21 protein-coding genes and 1 pseudogene are annotated in these 18,213 nt (G+C 63.2%); 10 read left to right on the plus strand and 12 right to left on the minus strand.

The window, feature by feature from the left end:
- Positions 1–51: 51 nt before the first annotated feature.
- A pseudogene (locus NKH42_RS10520) lies at positions 52–338 on the plus strand (GIY-YIG nuclease family protein).
- 142 nt (positions 339–480) lie between these two features.
- On the opposite strand, the gene NKH42_RS10525 reads toward NKH42_RS10520, so the two are convergent.
- The 7 genes from NKH42_RS10525 to NKH42_RS10555 all read right to left on the minus strand — a co-directional run bounded on the left by NKH42_RS10525 (position 481) and on the right by NKH42_RS10555 (position 7,429).
- A complete protein-coding gene (locus NKH42_RS10525) occupies positions 481–1,458 on the minus strand; it encodes a GlxA family transcriptional regulator (protein WP_352689813.1) in 978 nt (325 codons plus the stop codon).
- Between the two features lie 322 nt (positions 1,459–1,780).
- A complete protein-coding gene (locus NKH42_RS10530) occupies positions 1,781–2,962 on the minus strand; it encodes a cystathionine gamma-synthase (protein WP_352974067.1) in 1,182 nt (393 codons plus the stop codon).
- A complete protein-coding gene (locus NKH42_RS10535; protein ID WP_352476860.1) occupies positions 2,959–4,383 on the minus strand; it encodes a pyridoxal-phosphate dependent enzyme in 1,425 nt (474 codons plus the stop codon). Before NKH42_RS10535 ends, NKH42_RS10530 begins: the two co-directional genes overlap by 4 nt.
- Positions 4,384–4,702: 319 nt before the next feature.
- Positions 4,703–4,804: a hypothetical protein gene (locus NKH42_RS10540; RefSeq protein ID WP_352689816.1), complete on the minus strand. Its 102-nt coding sequence runs from the start codon at positions 4,802–4,804 to the stop codon at positions 4,703–4,705.
- Positions 4,805–5,241: 437 nt separating this feature from the next.
- Positions 5,242–6,588 carry an FAD/NAD(P)-binding protein gene (locus NKH42_RS10545; RefSeq protein WP_352751397.1) on the minus strand — a complete coding sequence of 449 codons (1,347 nt, stop codon included), beginning with the start codon at positions 6,586–6,588 and terminating at the stop codon, positions 5,242–5,244.
- 49 nt (positions 6,589–6,637) lie between these two features.
- Positions 6,638–7,090: an RrF2 family transcriptional regulator gene (locus NKH42_RS10550; RefSeq protein WP_352751399.1), complete on the minus strand. Its 453-nt coding sequence runs from the start codon at positions 7,088–7,090 to the stop codon at positions 6,638–6,640.
- 147 nt (positions 7,091–7,237) lie between these two features.
- On the minus strand, positions 7,238–7,429 hold the full coding sequence (locus NKH42_RS10555) for a hypothetical protein (RefSeq protein WP_352751401.1): 192 nt from the start codon (positions 7,427–7,429) through the stop codon (positions 7,238–7,240).
- A 346-nt stretch (positions 7,430–7,775) separates the two neighbouring features.
- On the opposite strand from NKH42_RS10555, the gene tauA reads away from it, so the two are divergent.
- From tauA to NKH42_RS10575, 4 genes are all read left to right on the plus strand, one after another.
- Positions 7,776–8,789: a taurine ABC transporter substrate-binding protein gene (gene tauA, locus NKH42_RS10560; protein WP_352751403.1), complete on the plus strand. Its 1,014-nt coding sequence runs from the start codon at positions 7,776–7,778 to the stop codon at positions 8,787–8,789.
- 112 nt (positions 8,790–8,901) lie between these two features.
- Positions 8,902–9,675: a taurine ABC transporter ATP-binding protein gene (locus tag NKH42_RS10565; RefSeq protein ID WP_352751404.1), complete on the plus strand. Its 774-nt coding sequence runs from the start codon at positions 8,902–8,904 to the stop codon at positions 9,673–9,675.
- Positions 9,672–10,538, plus strand: coding sequence for an ABC transporter permease subunit (locus tag NKH42_RS10570; protein WP_352751406.1), 867 nt, complete (start codon positions 9,672–9,674; stop codon positions 10,536–10,538). Before NKH42_RS10565 ends, NKH42_RS10570 begins: the two co-directional genes overlap by 4 nt.
- A 6-nt stretch (positions 10,539–10,544) precedes the next feature.
- On the plus strand, positions 10,545–10,727 hold the full coding sequence (locus NKH42_RS10575; RefSeq protein ID WP_352751407.1) for a hypothetical protein: 183 nt from the start codon (positions 10,545–10,547) through the stop codon (positions 10,725–10,727).
- A gap of 58 nt (positions 10,728–10,785) precedes the next feature.
- Here NKH42_RS10575 and NKH42_RS10580 read toward each other — a convergent pair whose 3' ends face one another.
- Positions 10,786–10,971 (minus strand): hypothetical protein, encoded by a 186-nt coding sequence (locus tag NKH42_RS10580; RefSeq protein ID WP_352476807.1) that lies wholly within the window; start codon positions 10,969–10,971, stop codon positions 10,786–10,788.
- A 303-nt stretch (positions 10,972–11,274) separates the two neighbouring features.
- On the opposite strand from NKH42_RS10580, the gene NKH42_RS10585 reads away from it, so the two are divergent.
- The 3 genes from NKH42_RS10585 to NKH42_RS10595 all read left to right on the plus strand — a co-directional run bounded on the left by NKH42_RS10585 (position 11,275) and on the right by NKH42_RS10595 (position 14,000).
- Positions 11,275–11,634, plus strand: a complete 360-nt coding sequence (locus NKH42_RS10585) for a septal ring lytic transglycosylase RlpA family protein (protein ID WP_254817962.1) — start codon at positions 11,275–11,277, stop codon at positions 11,632–11,634.
- A 259-nt stretch (positions 11,635–11,893) separates the two neighbouring features.
- The gene (locus tag NKH42_RS10590) at positions 11,894–13,171 is read left to right on the plus strand and encodes a polyhydroxyalkanoate depolymerase (protein ID WP_352751409.1); all 1,278 of its coding nucleotides are present in this window, start codon (positions 11,894–11,896) and stop codon (positions 13,169–13,171) included.
- A 211-nt stretch (positions 13,172–13,382) separates the two neighbouring features.
- Positions 13,383–14,000: a transglutaminase-like cysteine peptidase gene (locus tag NKH42_RS10595; protein WP_254817960.1), complete on the plus strand. Its 618-nt coding sequence runs from the start codon at positions 13,383–13,385 to the stop codon at positions 13,998–14,000.
- Between the two features lie 9 nt (positions 14,001–14,009).
- On the opposite strand, the gene NKH42_RS10600 is transcribed toward NKH42_RS10595, so the two are convergent.
- From NKH42_RS10600 to NKH42_RS10615, 4 genes are read right to left on the minus strand one after another with little or no spacing between them, the layout of a single operon-like run.
- Positions 14,010–14,378: a helix-turn-helix domain-containing protein gene (locus tag NKH42_RS10600; protein ID WP_352508606.1), complete on the minus strand. Its 369-nt coding sequence runs from the start codon at positions 14,376–14,378 to the stop codon at positions 14,010–14,012.
- A 53-nt stretch (positions 14,379–14,431) separates the two neighbouring features.
- Positions 14,432–14,968 carry a Smr/MutS family protein gene (locus tag NKH42_RS10605; RefSeq protein WP_352508605.1) on the minus strand — a complete coding sequence of 179 codons (537 nt, stop codon included), beginning with the start codon at positions 14,966–14,968 and terminating at the stop codon, positions 14,432–14,434.
- Between the two features lie 12 nt (positions 14,969–14,980).
- Positions 14,981–16,072, minus strand: coding sequence for a murein transglycosylase A (gene mltA, locus NKH42_RS10610; RefSeq protein ID WP_352751410.1), 1,092 nt, complete (start codon positions 16,070–16,072; stop codon positions 14,981–14,983).
- A 23-nt stretch (positions 16,073–16,095) separates the two neighbouring features.
- Positions 16,096–16,803, minus strand: coding sequence for a Tim44/TimA family putative adaptor protein (locus tag NKH42_RS10615; RefSeq protein ID WP_254817956.1), 708 nt, complete (start codon positions 16,801–16,803; stop codon positions 16,096–16,098).
- Positions 16,804–17,001: 198 nt separating this feature from the next.
- Here NKH42_RS10615 and NKH42_RS10620 point away from each other — a divergent pair, with 198 nt between their 5' ends.
- Together NKH42_RS10620 and secB are read left to right on the plus strand one after the other, a co-directional pair.
- On the plus strand, positions 17,002–17,493 hold the full coding sequence (locus tag NKH42_RS10620; protein ID WP_254817955.1) for an FxsA family protein: 492 nt from the start codon (positions 17,002–17,004) through the stop codon (positions 17,491–17,493).
- Positions 17,494–17,606: 113 nt separating this feature from the next.
- Positions 17,607–18,107 (plus strand): protein-export chaperone SecB, encoded by a 501-nt coding sequence (secB, locus tag NKH42_RS10625; protein WP_254817954.1) that lies wholly within the window; start codon positions 17,607–17,609, stop codon positions 18,105–18,107.
- The last annotated feature ends 106 nt before the right edge of the window (positions 18,108–18,213 follow it).

The following is an 18,213-nucleotide window of genomic DNA, read 5'->3' on the forward strand; positions in this document are numbered from 1 at the left end:
ATGCGGCGGAATGGCGCTTGTGCGCGCATCGATGCTCGCTATCCTGAAACCATGACCGGCTACGTTTACATGACCGCAAGCCAGAAGCGCGGCACGATCTATATCGGGGTTACGAATGATCTCGGCCGCCGCATGCCGGAGCACAAATCCGGCGAGGGCTCGCGCTTTTCCGGCCGCTACGGTGTGCAGCGTCTGGTTTGGTATGAGAACATTTCGACATTGTCGACGCCATCCAGCGCGAGAAGTCGCTGAAGCGCTGGCCACGCCAATGGAAGATCGAGCTGATCGAGAAGACCAATCCGGAATGGTTCGAGCTTTTTCGCGGGACGGGGTGGTAGCATTCGGTTCTGGTCCGCAGGAGCACTGCCGCGAGGTAACGGCATGGATCCCAGGGTCTGCGCCGCGTCGCTTCGCTCCTTGCTCCGCCCTGGGATGACGAACGGAGGGCTAATCTCCGACGTTTGCGGCTTGCAGAGGCCCCTAATGCCTCCGCATCACCTTCGGCGCATGCCCATGCTCTTCCCGAAACGCGCGGGCAAAGCTCGACATCGAGGCAAAGCCGCAGGCGAGCGCCACGTCGCGCACCATCAGCGTCGAATGGGCCAAAAGATCGGCGGCACGCTTCAGCCGCAGCCGACGGTAGTAGCCGTTGGGCGAAATGCTGAGCTCGGAGCGAAAATTGCGTTCGAGCTTGTCGGAGGAGACGCCAAGCCTATTCGCCAACTCCGCCATGCCGAGCCGTTCCTCCACTGCATCCTCCATGATGGCGATGGCCGACAGCACCAGTTCGTTCTGCACGCCGGTGCGTAAGCGCAGCGGCATCAGCTTGCGGTCGACGCTGGAGCGCAGCGGGCTGTGCACGAACCATTCGGCGACGCCGGCCGACAGCTCGGCGCCATAATCGCGGGTGATGATCTCCAGCATCATGTCGAGGCTGCCGACACCGCCGGCCGAGGTGAAGCGCTTGCGGTCGATGACATAGAGATCGCGCCTCAGCTCGATGTCGGGAAAGGCCTCGGTGAAGGCCGCCTGGCTGGTCCAGTGCAAGGTGCAGGCGTGGCCGTCGAGCAGGCCTGCGCGGGCAAGGAAGAACGCCGCATCCGCCACAGCACCGATATGGGCGCCACCGCGCATGCTCTTGCGGATCCAGCTCACGGCATCGTACGCGACGAGATGATCGGCATCTCCGCCTGAGCAGACGACGATGCGATCGACCTTCGGCGCGTCATGGGCGGAAAAGCCGGGCTGGATGACGACGCCGTTCGAGGCCTCCACCGGGCCTTCGGCGGCGCCGACGATGATCCAGCGGTAGCAGTCCCGCTTGGCCAGCACGTTGGCGGCGCGGAGCGGCTCGATGACCGAGCTGAACGCCATCATCGGAAAGCCGGGGAAGACCAGGATGGCGAAAGTGAGCGGGGTATCGCTTGCCGTCGGTTGGTTGCGTTGTCGGTTGTTCATAGCTTCCGGAGCCAGGCAGCAAGGTGGATCAGGAAGCTACAATTCTGCCAGATGGCGCCAAGGTCAACGGAATAGAATGTAAGACACATGGATGGATGCAGAACAGGCGCCGCTCGTTGGCGATCCTTCACGCCCCCTCTGTCCTGCCGGACATCTCCCCACAAGCGGGGAGATCGGCAGCTTCGCCGTCCCGTCCGTGTTTCAGCGTTGGAGGTTGGCGAAAGCGCAAGATGACGGCCAATCTCACCCCTCGTGGCCGAGATGCCCGGTAGGGCAGAGGGGCACTGTCCGCCGACGTCTCGCAAGGTTCTTGTTGCCGGGCTCAACTCGCCAGCGCCTGATCCAGATCCGCGATCAGATCGTCGCCATCCTCGATGCCGGCCGATAAGCGCACCAACGAATCGGAAATCCCGATCTCGGCGCGGTTTTTCGCCGGGATCGAGCCGTGCGTCATCAGCGCCGGGTGCTCGATCAGGCTTTCGACGCCGCCAAGGCTTTCGGCCAGCGTGAACAGTTGCGTGTGTTCGAGGAAACGCTTGGTGCCGGCGAGGTCGCGGTCGAGCTCGACGGTGATCATACCGCCGAAGGCGTGCATCTGCCGCCTGGCGATGGCGTGTTGCGGATGGCTGGGCAGGCCGGGATAGATGACACGACGGATGTCGGGGCGGCTTTCCAGCCAGTGCGCGATCTTCTGGCCGTTGGACGAATGGCGCTCCATCCTGAGCGCCAGCGTCTTCAAGCCGCGCAGCGCCAGGAAACTGTCGAACGGCCCGGAAATGGCGCCGATGGCGTTCTGCAGGAATTTCAGCCGCTCAGTGAGATCCTTGTTGTCGCCGACCACGGCGACGCCGCCGACCATGTCGGAATGGCCATTGAGGTATTTGGTCGTCGAATGGACTGATATGTCGATGCCGAGCTCCAGCGGCCGCTGCAGATAGGGGCTGCAGAAGGTGTTGTCGGCGACCGAAAGCACGCCTTTGCGCCTGGCCAGTGCTGCGACCGCTTCCAGATCGACGACACGCAGCAGCGGATTGGTCGGCGTCTCGACCCAGAGCAGCTTGGTCTCAGGGCGAATCGCCGCTTCGACCGCGGCAAGATCGGTGAAGTCGACGAAGTCGACCTGCAAATTGGCCGAGCGGTTGCGCACCCGCTCGAGCAATCGGAACGTGCCGCCATAGATGTCGTCGGTGGCGACGATATGCGCGCCTGAATCGAGCAGTTCAAACACCGTGGCGATCGCCGCCAGCCCCGAAGCGAAGGCGAAAGCGGCTGTGCCGCTTTCGAGGTCGGCCACAGCGCGTTCGAAGGCAAAGCGGGTCGGGTTCTGGCTGCGGGCATATTCAAAGCCCTTGTGCACGCCCGGGCTCTGCTGGCCATAGGTCGAGGTGGCGTAGATCGGTACCATCACCGCGCCCGTCGTCGGGTCGTGGCTCTGGCCGCCATGGATGGTGCGGGTCGAGAAGGCGAGGCGGTTTTTGCCCGATACAGTGGCTTTTATGGTCATCGGGCGCGCCTCAGATGGTTGATCAGGTCGATGCGGGTTATCAGGCCAATGAATTCGTCGCCGTCGAAGACGATGGCGACCTCGTTGCGGTCGAACACCGGCAGCAGCGCATCCAGCGTCTGGCTGGCCTGCAGCGTGTGCAGATTGGTGGTCATCGCCGTCCTAACCGGGGCCTTGAAGCGGTCCCAGCGGCTGTCATAGGGGCCTTCGACCTTGGCCAGGATATCGCTTTCGTCGATGATGCCGACGAGCTTGCCCTCGTCCAGCACCGGCAGTTGCGAGACATCCGAGCGGCGCATGCGGCCATAGGCGTTGAGCAGGCTTTCGTCGGGGCCGACGGACACGACATCGCCGGTGCGGAGCGTGCGCATAACCAGGTCGCGCAGATCGCCATGCTGCTCCTGCTCGGCAAGGCCCTGCTCGGCCAGCCAGAAATCGTCGAAGACTTTCGACAGATACTTGTTGCCGCTGTCGCAGACGAAGGTAACGACGCGCTTCGGCACGGTCTGCTCGCGACAATAGCGGAGTGCTGCCGAAAGCAGCGTGCCCGACGACGAGCCGGCGAGAATGCCTTCCTTCGAAAGCAGGTCGCGCACCGCAAGCATGCTCTGCTTGTCGGGGATGGAATAGGCCTTCCTGACCAGTGACAGATCGGCATTGGGCGGCACGAAATCCTCGCCGATGCCTTCGACGGTCCAGCTTCCGGCCTCTACCATCTTGCCGGTCTTGATCAACGGCGCCAGCACCGAGCCAACCGGATCGGCGAGCACCATCTCGGTCTTCGGCGAGACTTTCGCAAAGTAGCGGCCGAGCCCGGTCAGCGTGCCGCCGGAGCCGACGCCGACGACAACCGCATCGACATCGCCTTCGAGCTGCTGAAAGATTTCCGGCCCGGTCGTGGTCTCGTGGGCATGCGGATTGGCCGGGTTGGCAAACTGGTTGGCGTAGAAGGCGCCGGGCAACTCGGCGGCGATCTTTTCGGCCATGTCCTGATAGTATTCGGCATGGCCCTTGCCGACATCGGAACGCGTCATGCGCACTTCCGCGCCGAGCGCCCGCAAATGCTGGATCTTTTCGCGCGACATCTTGTCAGGCACGACAAGGATGATGTGGTAGCCCTTGGGGATGCCGACCTGGGCGAGACCAAGACCGGTGTTGCCGGCGGTCGCCTCGACGATCGTCCCGCCGCGTTTCAGTTTGCCCTGTTTTTCGGCGGCGGCAATCATCGACAGCGCGATGCGGTCCTTGATCGAGCCGCCGGGATTCTGGCTTTCGAGCTTGATGAACAGCCGGCACTTGCCGATGTCGAATTTGGTCAGCTCGACGACCGGCGTCTGCCCGATCAGGTCGAGAACCGAGGCATAGGGCGGGCGCAGGCGGGACGACGCATCGTCCTGTGCCACGATCTTGTGCTTGCTCATATCAGATGCTCCGTTGCCAGAATGAGCAACCGCCCTGGAAGACGGCAACCTATCGTCTTTTCCAGCCGTTTGCAGTTGGAAAGAAGATAGATCGTGCCAATCCGGCCGCCAGCAGGGGAATGGAATTTCGCGAAAGCTTCGCCGGCTCCAGGCAGGGCAAAAGATTTGCAGAACCTGCTTAGGGTTCAGGCGATCGCGGCCTGGGCTTCGATCTCGATCAGAAAATCCGGATTGCCGAGGCCGGCGACGCGCAGCACCTTGATGATCGGCGGCGCGCCACGGTTTGCCCAGAAGGCCATCCAGGCGCCGAAGGCCGGCCCTATATCCAGGTCGCCGGCGATATAGACCGAGAGGCTGACGAGGTCTTCAGCATCTTGTCGGAAAGCGAAGGGATCAGCCGGCGCAGTTCGGAATAGCGCATCGGCTGTTCCTTGATGCGCGCCAGGATCACCGTCTTCCATTTGCCGCCGAGCGCGTCGAGCGCGAACTCGACCGGACAGCCGTAGAGTCTTCAGTGTTGGGTCATGCGCCATGGTAGGCAAGGCACGGTGACGACGAAAGCAGAATTTGCCCGGCCATCTGGCGAGGGTCGGGGCTTACGGCCTCGCCGACTACAAATCCATGGAGGAGAACGAAGACGAGCCTGCGCGACACCAATCCGGTCAATGCGAGACGGCCGAAACCTGTGGCGATCGTCATCGCCTGGCTGTATCGACCACGACGGGCTGGCTGGTCGGCTCTGGTGGAGCGAGCTCCCGCACCCCTGGTTCGCCTTCAGCGAACGCGGCTATGCCGTCGAGGTCTTTTCACCCGACGGCGGCGGTCTTGCATCCAAATTGCGTCAAGACGAAGGGAGCCTCATCCGAGTAAGCGCTTGCTCAGCCGCGCGCACTGCACACGAATATCGGGAATGGCGTCGATTTCGAAGAAGGTGCCGCGCGTCAGTGGCCCGACGGCGAGGATCTTGGCGGATACCGTGCCGTCGCCGGCGATGACCTCGCAGTTCGCGGTCACGTCGAGGCCGAGGCGCAGCGGATCCGGCCGTGCCAGTCCACGCTCGACCAGTGACCGCACCACGCTGTTCGAGGTGGTCGAGATGTCCCTGGCGATGCCGGTGCAATCATAGATGCGGGTGACGTCGAACCTTTCGAGCTGCTGCGTATGGCGCGACTGGACCTGTACGCTGAAGCCGTCGCCGGCGGCGATCTCGACGACGCGCCCGGCGACAAGGCGGATGCGGCCCGCTTGCACCGCCTCGGCAACGCGGGTGTAGACTTCCGGCGCCATGCGATGGCGGTGGATATCCCACCAGGCCTTGGTGTGCTCGACGAAGCGGCGCTTGGCCGAGGACGGCCAGTTCTGCCAGATCTTCTGGTTGAAGGGTCTCAGACCGTCGACGACGTCGCGCCAGTCGATACCGGCCTTCTGGTTTTCCCGGATCAGGTCGCGGAACCAGCCGACGAAATAGGAAAGCTGGGTGCCGAGCGGAATGTCGGCGACGTCGAGCTTGATCGGATTGCCCTTGCGATGCGGCGAAGGCAGCAGGCCGCGCCGCGACACCGCTACGATCGCGCCGCGGTGGCCGCGCTGCTCGAGCGACAGGAAGGCATCGACCATGCTCAAGCCGGTGCCCAGCACCAGGATTTGGGCTTCGGGGTCGAGCGCAGTGTCCGCCTCGGATCCCATCCTGATCGCATGCCCCTGCCCCGCCCCCGGCTCTTCGTCATGCCCGGTGGCGAGCACGGCAAGATGCGCGACCACGCTGGTGCCGTTGGCCAGCGCCACCTCAACGCCGGAGGCGGTCGGCGAGATCGACAGGCTCTCCTCGCGGATCAGGCGCAGCCGGCCCGTCTGCTGCTCACGCGCCTCGAGCTCGTCGAGCAGCTCCTTGAGATAGCGGGCGTAGACGCTGCGCGGCGCATAGACTGGCGCCTGTTCCGGCGTCGCTATGCCGCGTTCAAGCAGCCAGCGCGAGAAATTGCCGGGATCGTCGGCATAGGCGCTCATGCCCGACGCGCTGACATTCAGCACATGCGCCGACAGCAGCGTTGAATAGGCCATGCCTTGCCCAAAATGCGGGCGTTTTTCGATCAGGCTGACGCGGAGATCGGGATTGGGCGACTTCAGCAGATGCGCCGCAAGCACGACGCCGCTGGCGCCGCCACCGACAATGATGATCGAACTTGGCGTAGCGCGCCCGGTCATGCGCACACCAGCTGTCCTGGCGATCGTCGCCGGCTCAAGGGAGCGTGGTTCAGGCCTGCACTTTCAACGCCGCCGAAAGCTCCTCGTCGCCGGCGATGTCGCGCATCTCGGCGAGGCTGCGCTGGTCCAGCACCTCGGCGATGGCCTGCCGGACCTCCAGCATCAGATGTCGGACTTGGCATGTCGCCTCGTTGCAGTCTTCGCAGCGCTGATACTGGGTGCGGCTGGCGCAAGGAATGGGGGCAAGCGGTCCGTCGAGCACGCGCACGACGTGCCCGACCTTGATCTCGTCCGCCGGGCGCGCCAGGCGATAGCCGCCGTCCTTGCCCTTGCGGCTCTGGACGAACCCGGCATTGCGCAATTCGCCAAGGATGGCATCGAGAAACTTCTTCGGAATATTGTTTCCTGTGGCGATGTCGTTGACGAAGGCGAGCTGTCCAACCGGCAGGCGCGCCAGATGGACGAGCGCCTTGAGGCCGTATTTACCTTTTTTCGTGAGCATAACCCGAACGTTTCTCTGTCATGCGATGGCGCAAGGCCACCGGTTGCGAAACGCCTGGCGTGCCTCCCCGCCGCGTCCAAGCTGTCACTACAGATAAATTCTAGTGACATGATATACAAGCCGAGAAACGTTGATTTTGCTTCGTTTTCAAGCCGCAATGGCCATTTTGGCAGGGGCTTGTGCTCTTGGAAGCACAGAAGCCGCCGCCAATGGCACACCGCCAAACTGGCCGGCGGCAGGAATGTCCCGATCGGCGAGAATACCGACGGCAGCTTCTGCCCCTGAATTTGAAGGCCAAAGCATGCCGCGCGCGGCAACAAGGAGGGTGGCGTCGCTCATCGTCCTCTCCAATCCTTCAATGTCGATAAGGATACTAGACTTAACCGCGAACACAGGGAACTTGTTTCCAATTTGTTGGCTATTCACAGCATGAATTTGCCGATCCAGGGGCGAACGCGGGAAAATCCTTGCTGCGCGCATGGACGGCGCGGAAGCGGTTCCCGGGCAAGGACGACGGTTCTCACCCGGGCCATCACCCAGAAGCGTGCGAATGGGCAACTGCCCTAGCCCGACGACTTTTTCTAACAAGGCCGAGCCGATTGGAAGGATTTAACTCTACAAGAACGATAGATTTAGGTGATTATGAAACGCAATCCGGGTTTTTCTCGTTTCCAAGGAGCCTTTCATGTCCACCATTTCGCGACGTATCGTTCTCTTGTCCTCGGCGGCTCTGGCAGGTGCCGTCTTTCTCGGCCCAGCCGATGCGCAGGACCTCAAGATCACTATCGGCTACCAGACAGTCGTCGAACCCTCGAAGGTGCCGCAGGCCGACGGCGCCTATGAGAGCGCGACCAAGGCGGCAATCGACTGGCGGAAATTCGATTCCGGCGCCGACGTGATCGCCGCCATCGCTTCCGGTTCGGTCGACATCGGTTATGTCGGCTCGAGCCCGCTGGCGGCGGCGGCGAGCCGCGAGCTTCCCATCCAGACAATCTTCATTGTCGGGCTGATCGGCGAATCCGAGGCCCTTGTCGCCCGCAATGGCGCCGGCATCGAGAAGGCCGCCGACCTTGCCGGCAAGAAGGTGGCGGTGCCCTTCGTTTCGACGACGCATTACAGCCTGCTTGCCGCGCTGAAGCATGAGGGTGTCGACCCGAAGTCGGTCGATATTCTCAACCTGCGGCCACCGGAGATCGCGGCGGCATGGGCGCGCGGCGACATCGACGCCGCCTATGTCTGGGATCCGGCACTCGGCCAGATCAAGACGACGGGCAAGGTCGTGCTGGATTCCTCGCAGGTCGCCGCCTGGGGCGCGCCAACCTTCGACGCCTGGATCGTGCGCACCGACTTCGCCGAAAGGAACCCGGAAGCGGTGCGCGACTTCGTCAAAGTAACGGGCGCTGCCTATGCCGACTTCCTGGCCAAGCCGGATCAATGGTCGGTGTCCTCGCCGCAAGCGGCCAAGATCGCCAGGATCACCGGGGCCAAGCTCGAAGACGTGCCGCAACTGCTGAGGGGCTATGTCTTCCCGACGCTCGAGGAGCAAGCCTCGGAAAAGTTCCTCGGTGGCGGCACTGTCAAGGCGGTCGAGGCGACATCGGCCTTCCTCAAGGAGCAGGGCAAGATCGACGCCGTGTTGCCGGATTATTCGAAATACGTGTCGTCGAAATATGTCGGCGAGGCGCTGGCCTCGAATTAGTGGCGGCTCAATACGCGCGTCCTCTCTTCCCTGACACGCGCGTTGCCTGCCCCGGAGCCGCTGACGAGGAACGGCTTCGGGGCTGGCAGGTTTACAATATCGGCGACCCCACATGACGCATCTCGTGCTCGACCAAGTCTCGGTTCATTATGACGGCCAGCCGGCGCCGGCCGTCGAACGCGTGTCGCTTGACATCGCCAAGGATGACTTCGTTGTCCTGGTCGGCCGCTCCGGCTGCGGCAAGACCTCGCTGCTCAACGTCGCTGCGGGCCTGGTCCAGCCTGTGCGCGGCAGCGCCACGATAGGCGGCAGGCCGATCACGGCGCCAGGCTCGGACCGCGCCGTCGTGTTCCAGAACGACGCACTGTTTCCGTGGCTGACCGCGCGCGAAAATGTCGCCTTTGCTCTCAGGCTGCGCGGTGTCGGGGCTGCCGAACGGGGGCGGACTGCCGACGACCTTCTGGCGCTGGTGAAGCTCGACGGCGCCGGCGACAAGCGCATCTGGGAGCTTTCCGGCGGCATGCGCCAGCGGGTCGGCCTGGCCCGGGCGCTGGCGGCCGAGCCGCAAATCCTGCTGCTCGACGAGCCGCTGGGCGCGCTCGATGCGCTGACACGCGAACGCATGCAGACAACGCTGCTCGATCTGTGGACGGCAAGCCAGGTCGGCGTGCTGATGGTCACGCACGGCATCGACGAAGCGCTGGTGCTCGCCACCCGCATCATTGTGCTCGCTCCCGGCCCTGGCCGGGTGGTGCGGAGTTTCGAGGCCGGTTTCAGCCGGCGCTATGCAGCCGGCGAGGCCATTCGCAGCATCAAGGCCGATCCCGCCTTCGCCGCGGCGCGCGGCGAGCTGACCGACGCGATCTTCGAAGGGGAGGCAGCATGACCGTTACCTCCTATACCGAGCGGCCGCGGCGCTCCAAGGTCGACGACGGAGCCGACGCGCTGTCGGTGCCATGGTCGCGGCCGCGGCCGAGACGCAGCCGCGTTTCGGCCCGCGTGGTTAGCGCGATCACCATTCTGATGGTGCTGGCAGTGTGGACGGTATCGGCCCGCCTGCAATTGGTGTCGCCGGTTTTCCTGCCGTCGCCTGTGGCAGTCTGGAACAAATTTGTCGTCGTCGCCCGTGACGGCTTTGTCGACGCGACGCTGCTCCAGCATATCGCCGCCAGCCTGTGGCGCGTGTTTGCAGCGCTGATCGTCGCCATCGTCGTCGGCGTTCCCATCGGGCTGGCTATCGGCGTCAGCACGATCGGGCGTGGCCTCTTCGATCCGCTGCTCGAATTCCTGCGGCCGATCCCGCCGCTCGCCTATCTGCCGCTGATCATTATCTGGTTCGGCATTGACGAGCCGTCCAAGATCCTGGTGATTGCCATTGCCATGCTGGCGCCGGTTGCGCTGTCGACGGCATCGGGTGTTCGCGGCGTCTCGCAGGAACGCATCAATGCAGCGCGCTCGCTTGGCGCCACGCAGCGCCAAGTGATCAGGCACGTCACCCTGCCCAGCGCGCTGCCCTCGATCCTGACCGGTCTGCGCATCGCGCTTGGCGCCGGTTGGTCGACGCTGGTCGCCGCCGAGCTGGTGGCCGCGACGCGCGGGCTCGGTTTCATGATCCAGTCCGCTGCCCAGTTCCTCGTCACCGACGTGGTGGTGATGGGCATACTGGTGATCGCGGCCATTGCCTTCGTGCTCGAATTCATCATCCGCAGGATCGAGCTGGTGCTCGTCCCGTGGGCAGGGCGGGAGTGACCGACAATGCCCCATTCCATCGCTGTACTGTTTGCGCATTTCGGCCATTGGCTCCGCCTGATCAAGGCCGGGGACAAACAGCCGCCTGACGGCGAACGCAAAAAGCCGGTGCATCTGGACGCGGAGCGCAACCGCCTGCCGCCGCGCGACGAAAGTTTCTACTGGGGCTGGCAATACTGGTCGCGGTGACCCGGCCGCCACGGGTACGCTGTGGCGCTCTGGCGGGAGCCTGAGGATCGACGCCTGCTCAAACGCGCGAACGGTTCGCCCAGGCCAGGCCGGCCAAGCCGACCAGCGCGGTGACGATGCCGACATAGAGCCATTGCGACTGGCCGGTCATGAAGCTGCCGCCGATAACGCCGATGCCTTGCAACGTCCACAGCACGCCGATGGCGAGCACAATCAAGGCCAGCAGATTTTTGATCAATCTCATCGCTAGAACTCCGTTCCAAGTCGATCATAAACCGCGTTCCGGCCGGAATGAAACAGCGAGAAGACGCTGCTCGATTACACCAACTTCTACTTGGATGCTAATCTCTGATCTTGTGCAAGACGCCCGGAGATCGGCGCAGACATCATCAAAGAAGCTGCGCCTCGCTGCAGAAAGTCTCTGACAAATTGTTTCGCGCCGACTCCAAACGTGTAACATTGCCATGGAACCGACAGATCATTGCCGCATTTGCTGCCTTGTTCGGCACCTAACGGCTTGGGTCTGTCAACGGAGCTAACCCCAAGCATGAAGAAAAGCTATCAGGCCGCGCTCGTCGCGGCCACGATTGCGGCCGGCCTGACGGTTGGCGCATCCGCCACCAACGCCGCTGCTCAGTGCGGTCGTGCCTCCTGGTACTCACTGCATTCCAGAACCGCTTCCGGCGAGCGCATGAACCCGTCGGCGCTGACCGCCGCGCATCGCAGCCTGCCGTTCGGCACCAAGCTGAAGGTGACCAATCGCAACAATGGCCGCAGCGTCGTCGTGCGCATCAACGACCGCGGCCCCTTTATCAGGGGTCGGATGCTCGATCTGTCGAAGGGCGCAGCCAGTCAGCTTGGCTTCATCAGCTCGGGCCATACCGCTGTCTGCATGGCACGGGTCTAACGGTCCGGCCGCCACGGCCGGACGCCGCCTCCAACGATTGTCCCAATAGCCGCGCTCCTTGCCTCGCCTTCGCAGGTGCACATTGAGCCGGCTGTTGCCCTTCCAAGCGGATTCTCAATGCCTTGGACGAAAGAACGAGCATAAATCACGCAGGTTGACGTATTGCATCGCAGCAGATTGTTGCTAACTTCCCCGCAAAGCATTCAAGGCTCGGCGCTGCTCGTCGGCCCTTCGATCGCAGTCGGCAGCGGGGTTCTCGATGTTCTACCAGCTCTACGAACTGAACCACGCCGCCTTGCAGCCGGCGCGCCTCTATGCCGATGCGGTGCGCCTGTTCTACTCCAATCCGCTCAATCCGGTCTCACACACGTCCTGGGGCCGCTCGGTTGCGGCAACGGCCGAACTGTTCGAGCGCACGACGCGCCGCTACGGCAAGCCGCAATTCGGCCTGACCAAGACCGTGGTCGACTGGAAAAACGTCGAAGTCCGCGAACACACCGTCTGGTCGCGGCCGTTCTGCAACCTGGTCCGCTTCGAGCGGGCGGTTCCTGCCGGGCGCCGGCCGGATCCGAAGCTGTTGATCGTGGCGCCGATGTCGGGCCACTATGCGACGCTGCTGCGCGGCACGGTGGAGGCGATGCTGCCCTATGCCGACGTGCATATCACCGACTGGGTCGATGCCCGCATGGTGCCGCTGGCCGACGGCAGCTTCGATCTTGACGACTATATCGACTACATCGTCGACATGCTGCATGCGCTGGGCCCCGACACCCATGTGATGGCGGTGTGCCAGCCTTCGGTGCCGGTGCTGGCGGCGGCGGCACTGATGGAAGCCAAGGGTGATCCGTTCGTGCCCTCGACGATGACGCTGATGGGCGGGCCGATCGACACGCGCCGCAATCCGACGGCGGTCAATCTGCTGGCGCAGGAAAAGGGCATCGACTGGTTCCGCGACAACGTCATTATGCGCGCGCCCTGGCCGGTGCCGGGCTTCGGCCGCGAGGTCTATCCCGGCTTCCTGCAGCTTTCGGGTTTCATGAGCATGAACCTCGACCGCCACATCACCGCCCACAAGGACTTCTTCATGCATCTGGTGAAGCATGACGGTGACAATGCCGAGAAGCACCGCGAGTTCTACGACGAATATCTGGCGGTGATGGATCTGACGGCGGAATTCTACCTGCAGACCGTCGACACCGTGTTTGTCCGCCAGGCCCTGCCCAAGGGCAAAATGACGCATCGCGGTATCGCGGTCGACCCTTCGGCGATCCGCAATGTCGCCCTGTTCACGGTCGAGGGCGAGAACGACGACATCTCCGGACTCGGCCAGACCAAGGCCGCGCACGACCTGTGCATCAACATCCCGGCCGACAGGCACGCCCATTACATGCAGCCTGCGGTCGGCCATTATGGTGTGTTCAACGGCTCGCGCTTCCGTTCCGAAATCGTGCCGCGCATCGTCGACTTCATCACCAGCTACGGCCGTCAGAACCGTGTTGCGGTGAAGCCCAAGCTGGTCAGGACCGGCAAGAAATAGGCGACCAGTGATGATGCCCGTCAATCCGCATCAGGTCGGTCTATGCCAAAATCATCGGTTGGCGCGGCCGTGCGGCGGGTCGACCTGTTGCACAATAGTCGCGTTGGCGCCACGCGGGTAACCATGCCGCAAAATCAATCCATCCTCATAATTGACACGGACTGTAAATACCCCTTAACGTTTCGTTAATAACAAGGGACAAGCGGGGACAATGATTTCCTCACCAATGGCGAGAACGCTGCGCCTGTGCGCGCTGGCCGGACTTACTGTGGCGGCAGGTTGGGCCAGTTCGGCCTCGGCGGCCGGCCCGATGATAACAGGTGGCCCGACCTCACAGCCGATCGGCCATTATGATTTCTGCAAGAGCTACGCCTCCGAATGCTCGATCCGCCCGAAGGATCTGTCGCCCGCCAGCCTGACCGGCTCGCTGTGGCGCAAGCTGCTCAGCGTCACGGCAAAGGTCAACGCCGCCGTCAAGCCGGAGAGCGACTTCGACATCTACGGCAAGGATGAGGTCTGGGCCTATCCCGACAAGGGCGTTGGCGATTGCGAGGACTATGTCCTGGAAAAGCGCCGTGAGCTGAACCGGCTGGGCGTCTCGTTTGCCGATCTGCTGATGACCGTCGTGCGCAAGCCGGATGGCGAAGGCCACGCGGTGCTGACGGTGCGCACCGACAAGGGCGACTACATCCTTGACAATCTGACCGACCAGGTCCGTTCCTGGGACCAGACCGGCTATCGTTTCCTCAAGCGGCAGGCGATCGACAATACCGGCCGGTGGGTCTCCATCCGCGGCGGCCAGCAGGTTCTGGTCGGCTCGGTCCAGTAACAAGGCAACTCATTTCGGCCGTGCCAGCGCGGCGCGGATCGACGCAGTGATGCGGCGAAGCTCGGCTTCGTCGAGCTTTTCAATATTGTCGGCCAGGAGATTGGCAAGTTCGGTCGCCGCCGGGCTAAGGCCCGACGTGTCGAGCTTGACGCGCGGATGCGAGGTTTCGGCCAGCCGCGCCAGTTCCTCGGCGTCGTCCCAAATGATGTTGAAATAGCCGATGATCTTCTGGATCAGCGTCCAGCTCGGCGCACCGCGGCGGCCGTGTTCCAGCGCCGAGAGATAGGCTGCGCTGACGCCGATCGCCTTGGCCATGTCCTTCTGGCTGACGCCGCGCTCGTTTCGCAGCACGCGAAGCTTTTCGCCGAACGGGGTCACAAGCGCACCTTCATGGATGCATCCTCATAGGTGCGTCCCTCATCGGCATGCCCTCATGAGCGTGCCCGCCGCAAGCGGACATAGAGCGCACCCGAGCCGCCATGTTTGCGGGCGGCATGGTCGTGGCTGGAGACGAGGGGCCGGAAGGCGGGTGTCGACAGCCATGACGGCACGGCGCGCCGCAAGACGCCATCACCGCCCGACGAAGAGCCCTTGCCGGTGATCACCAGGACGTAGCGGATGCCGCCGGCATGCGCCCGGCACAGGAAGGAAAACAGCAGTGAATAGGCTTGGTCCTGGGTCAGGCCATGCAGGTCGACGCGGCCCTCGATCGGCAGCCGGCCGTTCGACAGCTTGTCCAGCGTCGGTTCGTCGAGTGCATGGGAGACATGCTGCGCCTTCGGCTTTGCGGCCGCGGCAGGATTGCCCGCGACCTGTTCCGGGGGCGGCGCCTGCCTGGTCTCGTCGATCTCCGGCCCAACGTGTGGAATTTCGACGGCGGTTCTGCCCTTCAGCGGTTTTGCCGTGCGCGCCACCAGGTTCCACAGCACCCGGTCGTCCTCGCTCAGCCTGTCGATGCGCCGGGTCATCGGCCTGCTCCTCTAAACCAGCGACCGGGGGATCAGCGCATAAAAATCGGCGGCGTTGCGGATAACGCCGGCGATCTCGCCGGCCGCTTCGCCCGACCCGGCAAACAAATCACCGCGGGCCGGGCCGGTGATCGCCGAACCGGTGTCCTGCGCGATCATCAACCGCCGGAACGGTTTTCCGTCGAAGGCGGTCAGGGACGGCGCGTCGATATGGAAGGGCGTGCCGAACGTGTGCAGCAGCCGGTCGACGGCGATCGAGCGGCCGGGTGTCAGCGGCACCTTGGCGGCAGCAATCGGGCCGAGCTCCCGGTCGTCGACGCCCATCTCGCGGAAGAAGATATAGGAGCGGTTGCGCCACAGGGTCTCGTCGACGCGCTCCGGATGCGCCTTGAACCAGGCACGGATCGACTGCATCGTCACCTTCTCCAGCGGGATCTCGCCTTGCTCGCTCAGGATCTTGCCCGGTCCGGTAAAGCGCTGGCCGGATTTGGCGGCATAGGTGATGCGGCGAAGCCTGCCATCGGTCATGTTGAGCCGTGCCGCGCCCTGCACGTGAATGAAGAAGGCGTCGACCTTGTCGGCGAGCCAGGCGATTTCCAGCCCTTTTCCGGCAAGCGCGCCGCGTTCGATCTCGCCGCGGTCGAAATATTCGACCGGGCCGTTCGGCGCCGCACGAGCGAAGGCGAGATAAGGATCCAAGCCGGAAGGACGATTGCCGTCGTCGATGTCGACCAGGTCGGCAGGGCGCGCCAGCAACGGTACCGAAAATCGTTCCGTGCGCACCGGCGAGGCTTCGACCTCCGGCTCATAAAAGCCGGTTACCAGGCCGGGACCACCATCTTCGGCATCGATACGGGCCGGAACGAAATGGCGCTCGAAAAAGCTTCGGGCCTGCAACCGATTCGCCGACGAAACGGTACGCGCTTCGGCATAGGCATCGGCAAAGCCATTGTAGTCGACGCCGAGCGCGCCGGAGCGGTAGGGTTTGGTCAGGATATGAAAGGCCGAGCGGCGAAAGGCGTCAAAGGCAGGGAGATGGTCGTCCTCGCCCCAGCCCGGCAATTGGCCAAAGGATTTTTCGCTGAAGGCTCGAGAAAGCGACACGACAGCCTCCGCCGCCGTCCAGTTCAGTCTTCTTCTTCGGTGGCGACGAGCTTCCAGTTCGGATCGCGCGAGCGCGTGTCGCGGGCGAAGGTCCAGACATCCTTGACCTCGGCGACGGTCTCGGGATCGCCGTCGATGACAGCGCCGGCCTTGTCGCGGGTCGCCGAAATCAGCTCGCTGACAATGCGCAGCGTGATGTGCGCCTCGCTGCCCTTCATCTCGGCCGAAACGATGTCGGCCTTGTCGATGCCGACGAAGGAGGACTGGATCTTTTCGGCTTTCGCCTCACGGTCGCCGATGGCCGCGACGAAGCCGTCATAGACCTCGCGCGACAAAAGGTTCTTCAAGGTTTTGCGGTCGCCATCCGCGTAGGCCATGACGATCATCTCATAAGCCATCTTTGCGCCGTCGACGAAGGTCTTCGGGTCGAACGTCGGATCATTGTCCTTGATCGCCCGCAGGCCCCGGTTGAGATCGGTGTCGGGCTTGGCAAAGGCATCGATCGCCGCATAGGTGTCGGCCGCCGGCTCTCCTGTCAGGCGCTTGCGCGGCAGCGAAACCACGTTCTCGGGTTTCTGGGCGGCATCCTTGTCGTTTTTGCGCGCTGCCGTATATGGATCGAAGGGCGGGCGCTCGTTGCCCGTGCGTCGGCCAAGCACGTTGCGCAGTTGGAAGAAGATCACCACCGCCGCAATCAGAAAGAAAATCGTGCCGAAGTCGAAGAAGCCCATATCTTGCGCCAATCAATCCCTGCTTTGGCCGGACCAGCGGCCAAGCAGGGGCCGCGATCACATAGCGTTCGGTATCCAAAGCATATAGAACGCATGGCGCAATCATTCAAATCAAAGGCAGCCATACCTATCTAACAGCTCTGGTGCCAGCGGCGATTGCTCGCCGGCCGGCAAAACATCGAAACGATCGGTCAAGATTTGCGTATCTCGCTATTTCCCCTGTTCATTCTCGCGCTTCCGCTGCTGGAGATAGCCGGTTTCGTCATTGTCGGCCGCCAGATCGGCGCGCTGGCGACGGTCGGGCTGGTGCTGGCCTCGAGCGTCGCCGGCGCCTTGCTCCTTCGACACCAGGGTTTTGGCGTCATGGCCAGGGTACGTGCCGAAATGGACGCCGGGCGTGATCCGAGCGGCCAGCTTGCGCATGGCGCCATGATCGTGCTGGCCGCGATCCTTTTGATTATCCCCGGCTTCATCTCGGATATTTTCGGCATTCTGCTGTTCCTGCCGCCAGTGCGCGATCTTGCCTGGCGGATGCTGAAAGGCCGCATCGTGCTGGCCACCGATTTCAGCAGTGGTTTGCGGGCAAGGCAACGCGGCAAGATCATCGATCTCGACGACGGCGACTATTCGCGTGCCGACGACCATACGCGCGGACCGGATTCTCCCTGGCGCCGCCTCAAGGACGAGTAGCCGCAAAGCAACCAGCGTCTTTTGCAAACTTGTCTTGTCGGGCCGGCCATGATAGCGAACGCCCGAATTTCAATCCGGTCAGCAACGCTGCCCAGGCAAAAGGACCACAGCTTATGGCCAGCAACGACGACGCGCCGACCGGCGCAGCTAACGGTAATGGAAATGCGGCGCAGCCTTCGCTCAACGTACTTGCGCAATATGTGAAGGACCTGTCCTTCGAAAGCCCCGGTGCACCGAACTCGTTGCGCGGTCGCGACAAGGCACCTGGCATCGCCATCAACGTCAACGTCAACGCCAATCCGCTTTCGGACAAGCAGTTCGACGTCAATTTGACGCTGAACGCCAAAGCGTCGTTCGACCAGGAAGTGCTGTTCAATGTCGAACTGGTCTATGGCGGCGTCTTCGCCATCAGCGGCTTCCCGCAGGAGCACATGCTGCCGATCCTGTTCATCGAATGCCCGCGGCTGCTGTTCCCGTTCGCGCGGCAGATCATTGCCGAGGCAACACGCAACGGCGGCTTCCCGCCGCTGATGCTGGACCCGATCGATTTCGCGCAGATGTTCCAGCAGAAGCTGGCAGAGGACCAGGCTGCCGCCAAGGTCAAGGTGAGCTGAGCGCGGCTGCCTCGCCAGTGTTTGACAAACCCGGCCTTGCGCCGGGTTTTTTATAACGATGTCCCGCCCGACAGGCTGAAGGCCGATCGGACGCAAGCGTCGATGG

The organism is Mesorhizobium sp. M1142 (assembly GCF_040318565.1).
In the GTDB taxonomy this organism is placed as follows: domain Bacteria; phylum Pseudomonadota; class Alphaproteobacteria; order Rhizobiales; family Rhizobiaceae; genus Mesorhizobium.

Excerpts from the sequence above, each read along its gene's own strand:
- NKH42_RS10525 (WP_352689813.1), bottom strand. The coding sequence starts at position 1,458 with ATGAACAACCGACAACGCAACCAACCGACGGCAAGCGATACCCCGCTC.
- NKH42_RS10530 (WP_352974067.1), bottom strand. The coding sequence starts at position 2,962 with ATGACCATAAAAGCCACTGTATCGGGCAAAAACCGCCTCGCCTTCTCG.
- NKH42_RS10535 (WP_352476860.1), bottom strand. The coding sequence starts at position 4,383 with ATGAGCAAGCACAAGATCGTGGCACAGGACGATGCGTCGTCCCGCCTG.
- NKH42_RS10540 (WP_352689816.1), bottom strand. The coding sequence starts at position 4,804 with ATGCGCTATTCCGAACTGCGCCGGCTGATCCCTTCGCTTTCCGACAAG.
- NKH42_RS10545 (WP_352751397.1), bottom strand. The coding sequence starts at position 6,588 with ATGACCGGGCGCGCTACGCCAAGTTCGATCATCATTGTCGGTGGCGGC.
- NKH42_RS10550 (WP_352751399.1), bottom strand. The coding sequence starts at position 7,090 with ATGCTCACGAAAAAAGGTAAATACGGCCTCAAGGCGCTCGTCCATCTG.
- NKH42_RS10555 (WP_352751401.1), bottom strand. The coding sequence starts at position 7,429 with ATGAGCGACGCCACCCTCCTTGTTGCCGCGCGCGGCATGCTTTGGCCT.
- tauA (WP_352751403.1), top strand. The coding sequence starts at position 7,776 with ATGTCCACCATTTCGCGACGTATCGTTCTCTTGTCCTCGGCGGCTCTG.
- NKH42_RS10565 (WP_352751404.1), top strand. The coding sequence starts at position 8,902 with ATGACGCATCTCGTGCTCGACCAAGTCTCGGTTCATTATGACGGCCAG.
- NKH42_RS10570 (WP_352751406.1), top strand. The coding sequence starts at position 9,672 with ATGACCGTTACCTCCTATACCGAGCGGCCGCGGCGCTCCAAGGTCGAC.
- NKH42_RS10575 (WP_352751407.1), top strand. The coding sequence starts at position 10,545 with ATGCCCCATTCCATCGCTGTACTGTTTGCGCATTTCGGCCATTGGCTC.
- NKH42_RS10580 (WP_352476807.1), bottom strand. The coding sequence starts at position 10,971 with ATGAGATTGATCAAAAATCTGCTGGCCTTGATTGTGCTCGCCATCGGC.
- NKH42_RS10585 (WP_254817962.1), top strand. The coding sequence starts at position 11,275 with ATGAAGAAAAGCTATCAGGCCGCGCTCGTCGCGGCCACGATTGCGGCC.
- NKH42_RS10590 (WP_352751409.1), top strand. The coding sequence starts at position 11,894 with ATGTTCTACCAGCTCTACGAACTGAACCACGCCGCCTTGCAGCCGGCG.
- NKH42_RS10595 (WP_254817960.1), top strand. The coding sequence starts at position 13,383 with ATGATTTCCTCACCAATGGCGAGAACGCTGCGCCTGTGCGCGCTGGCC.
- NKH42_RS10605 (WP_352508605.1), bottom strand. The coding sequence starts at position 14,968 with ATGACCCGGCGCATCGACAGGCTGAGCGAGGACGACCGGGTGCTGTGG.
- NKH42_RS10615 (WP_254817956.1), bottom strand. The coding sequence starts at position 16,803 with ATGGGCTTCTTCGACTTCGGCACGATTTTCTTTCTGATTGCGGCGGTG.
- secB (WP_254817954.1), top strand. The coding sequence starts at position 17,607 with ATGGCCAGCAACGACGACGCGCCGACCGGCGCAGCTAACGGTAATGGA.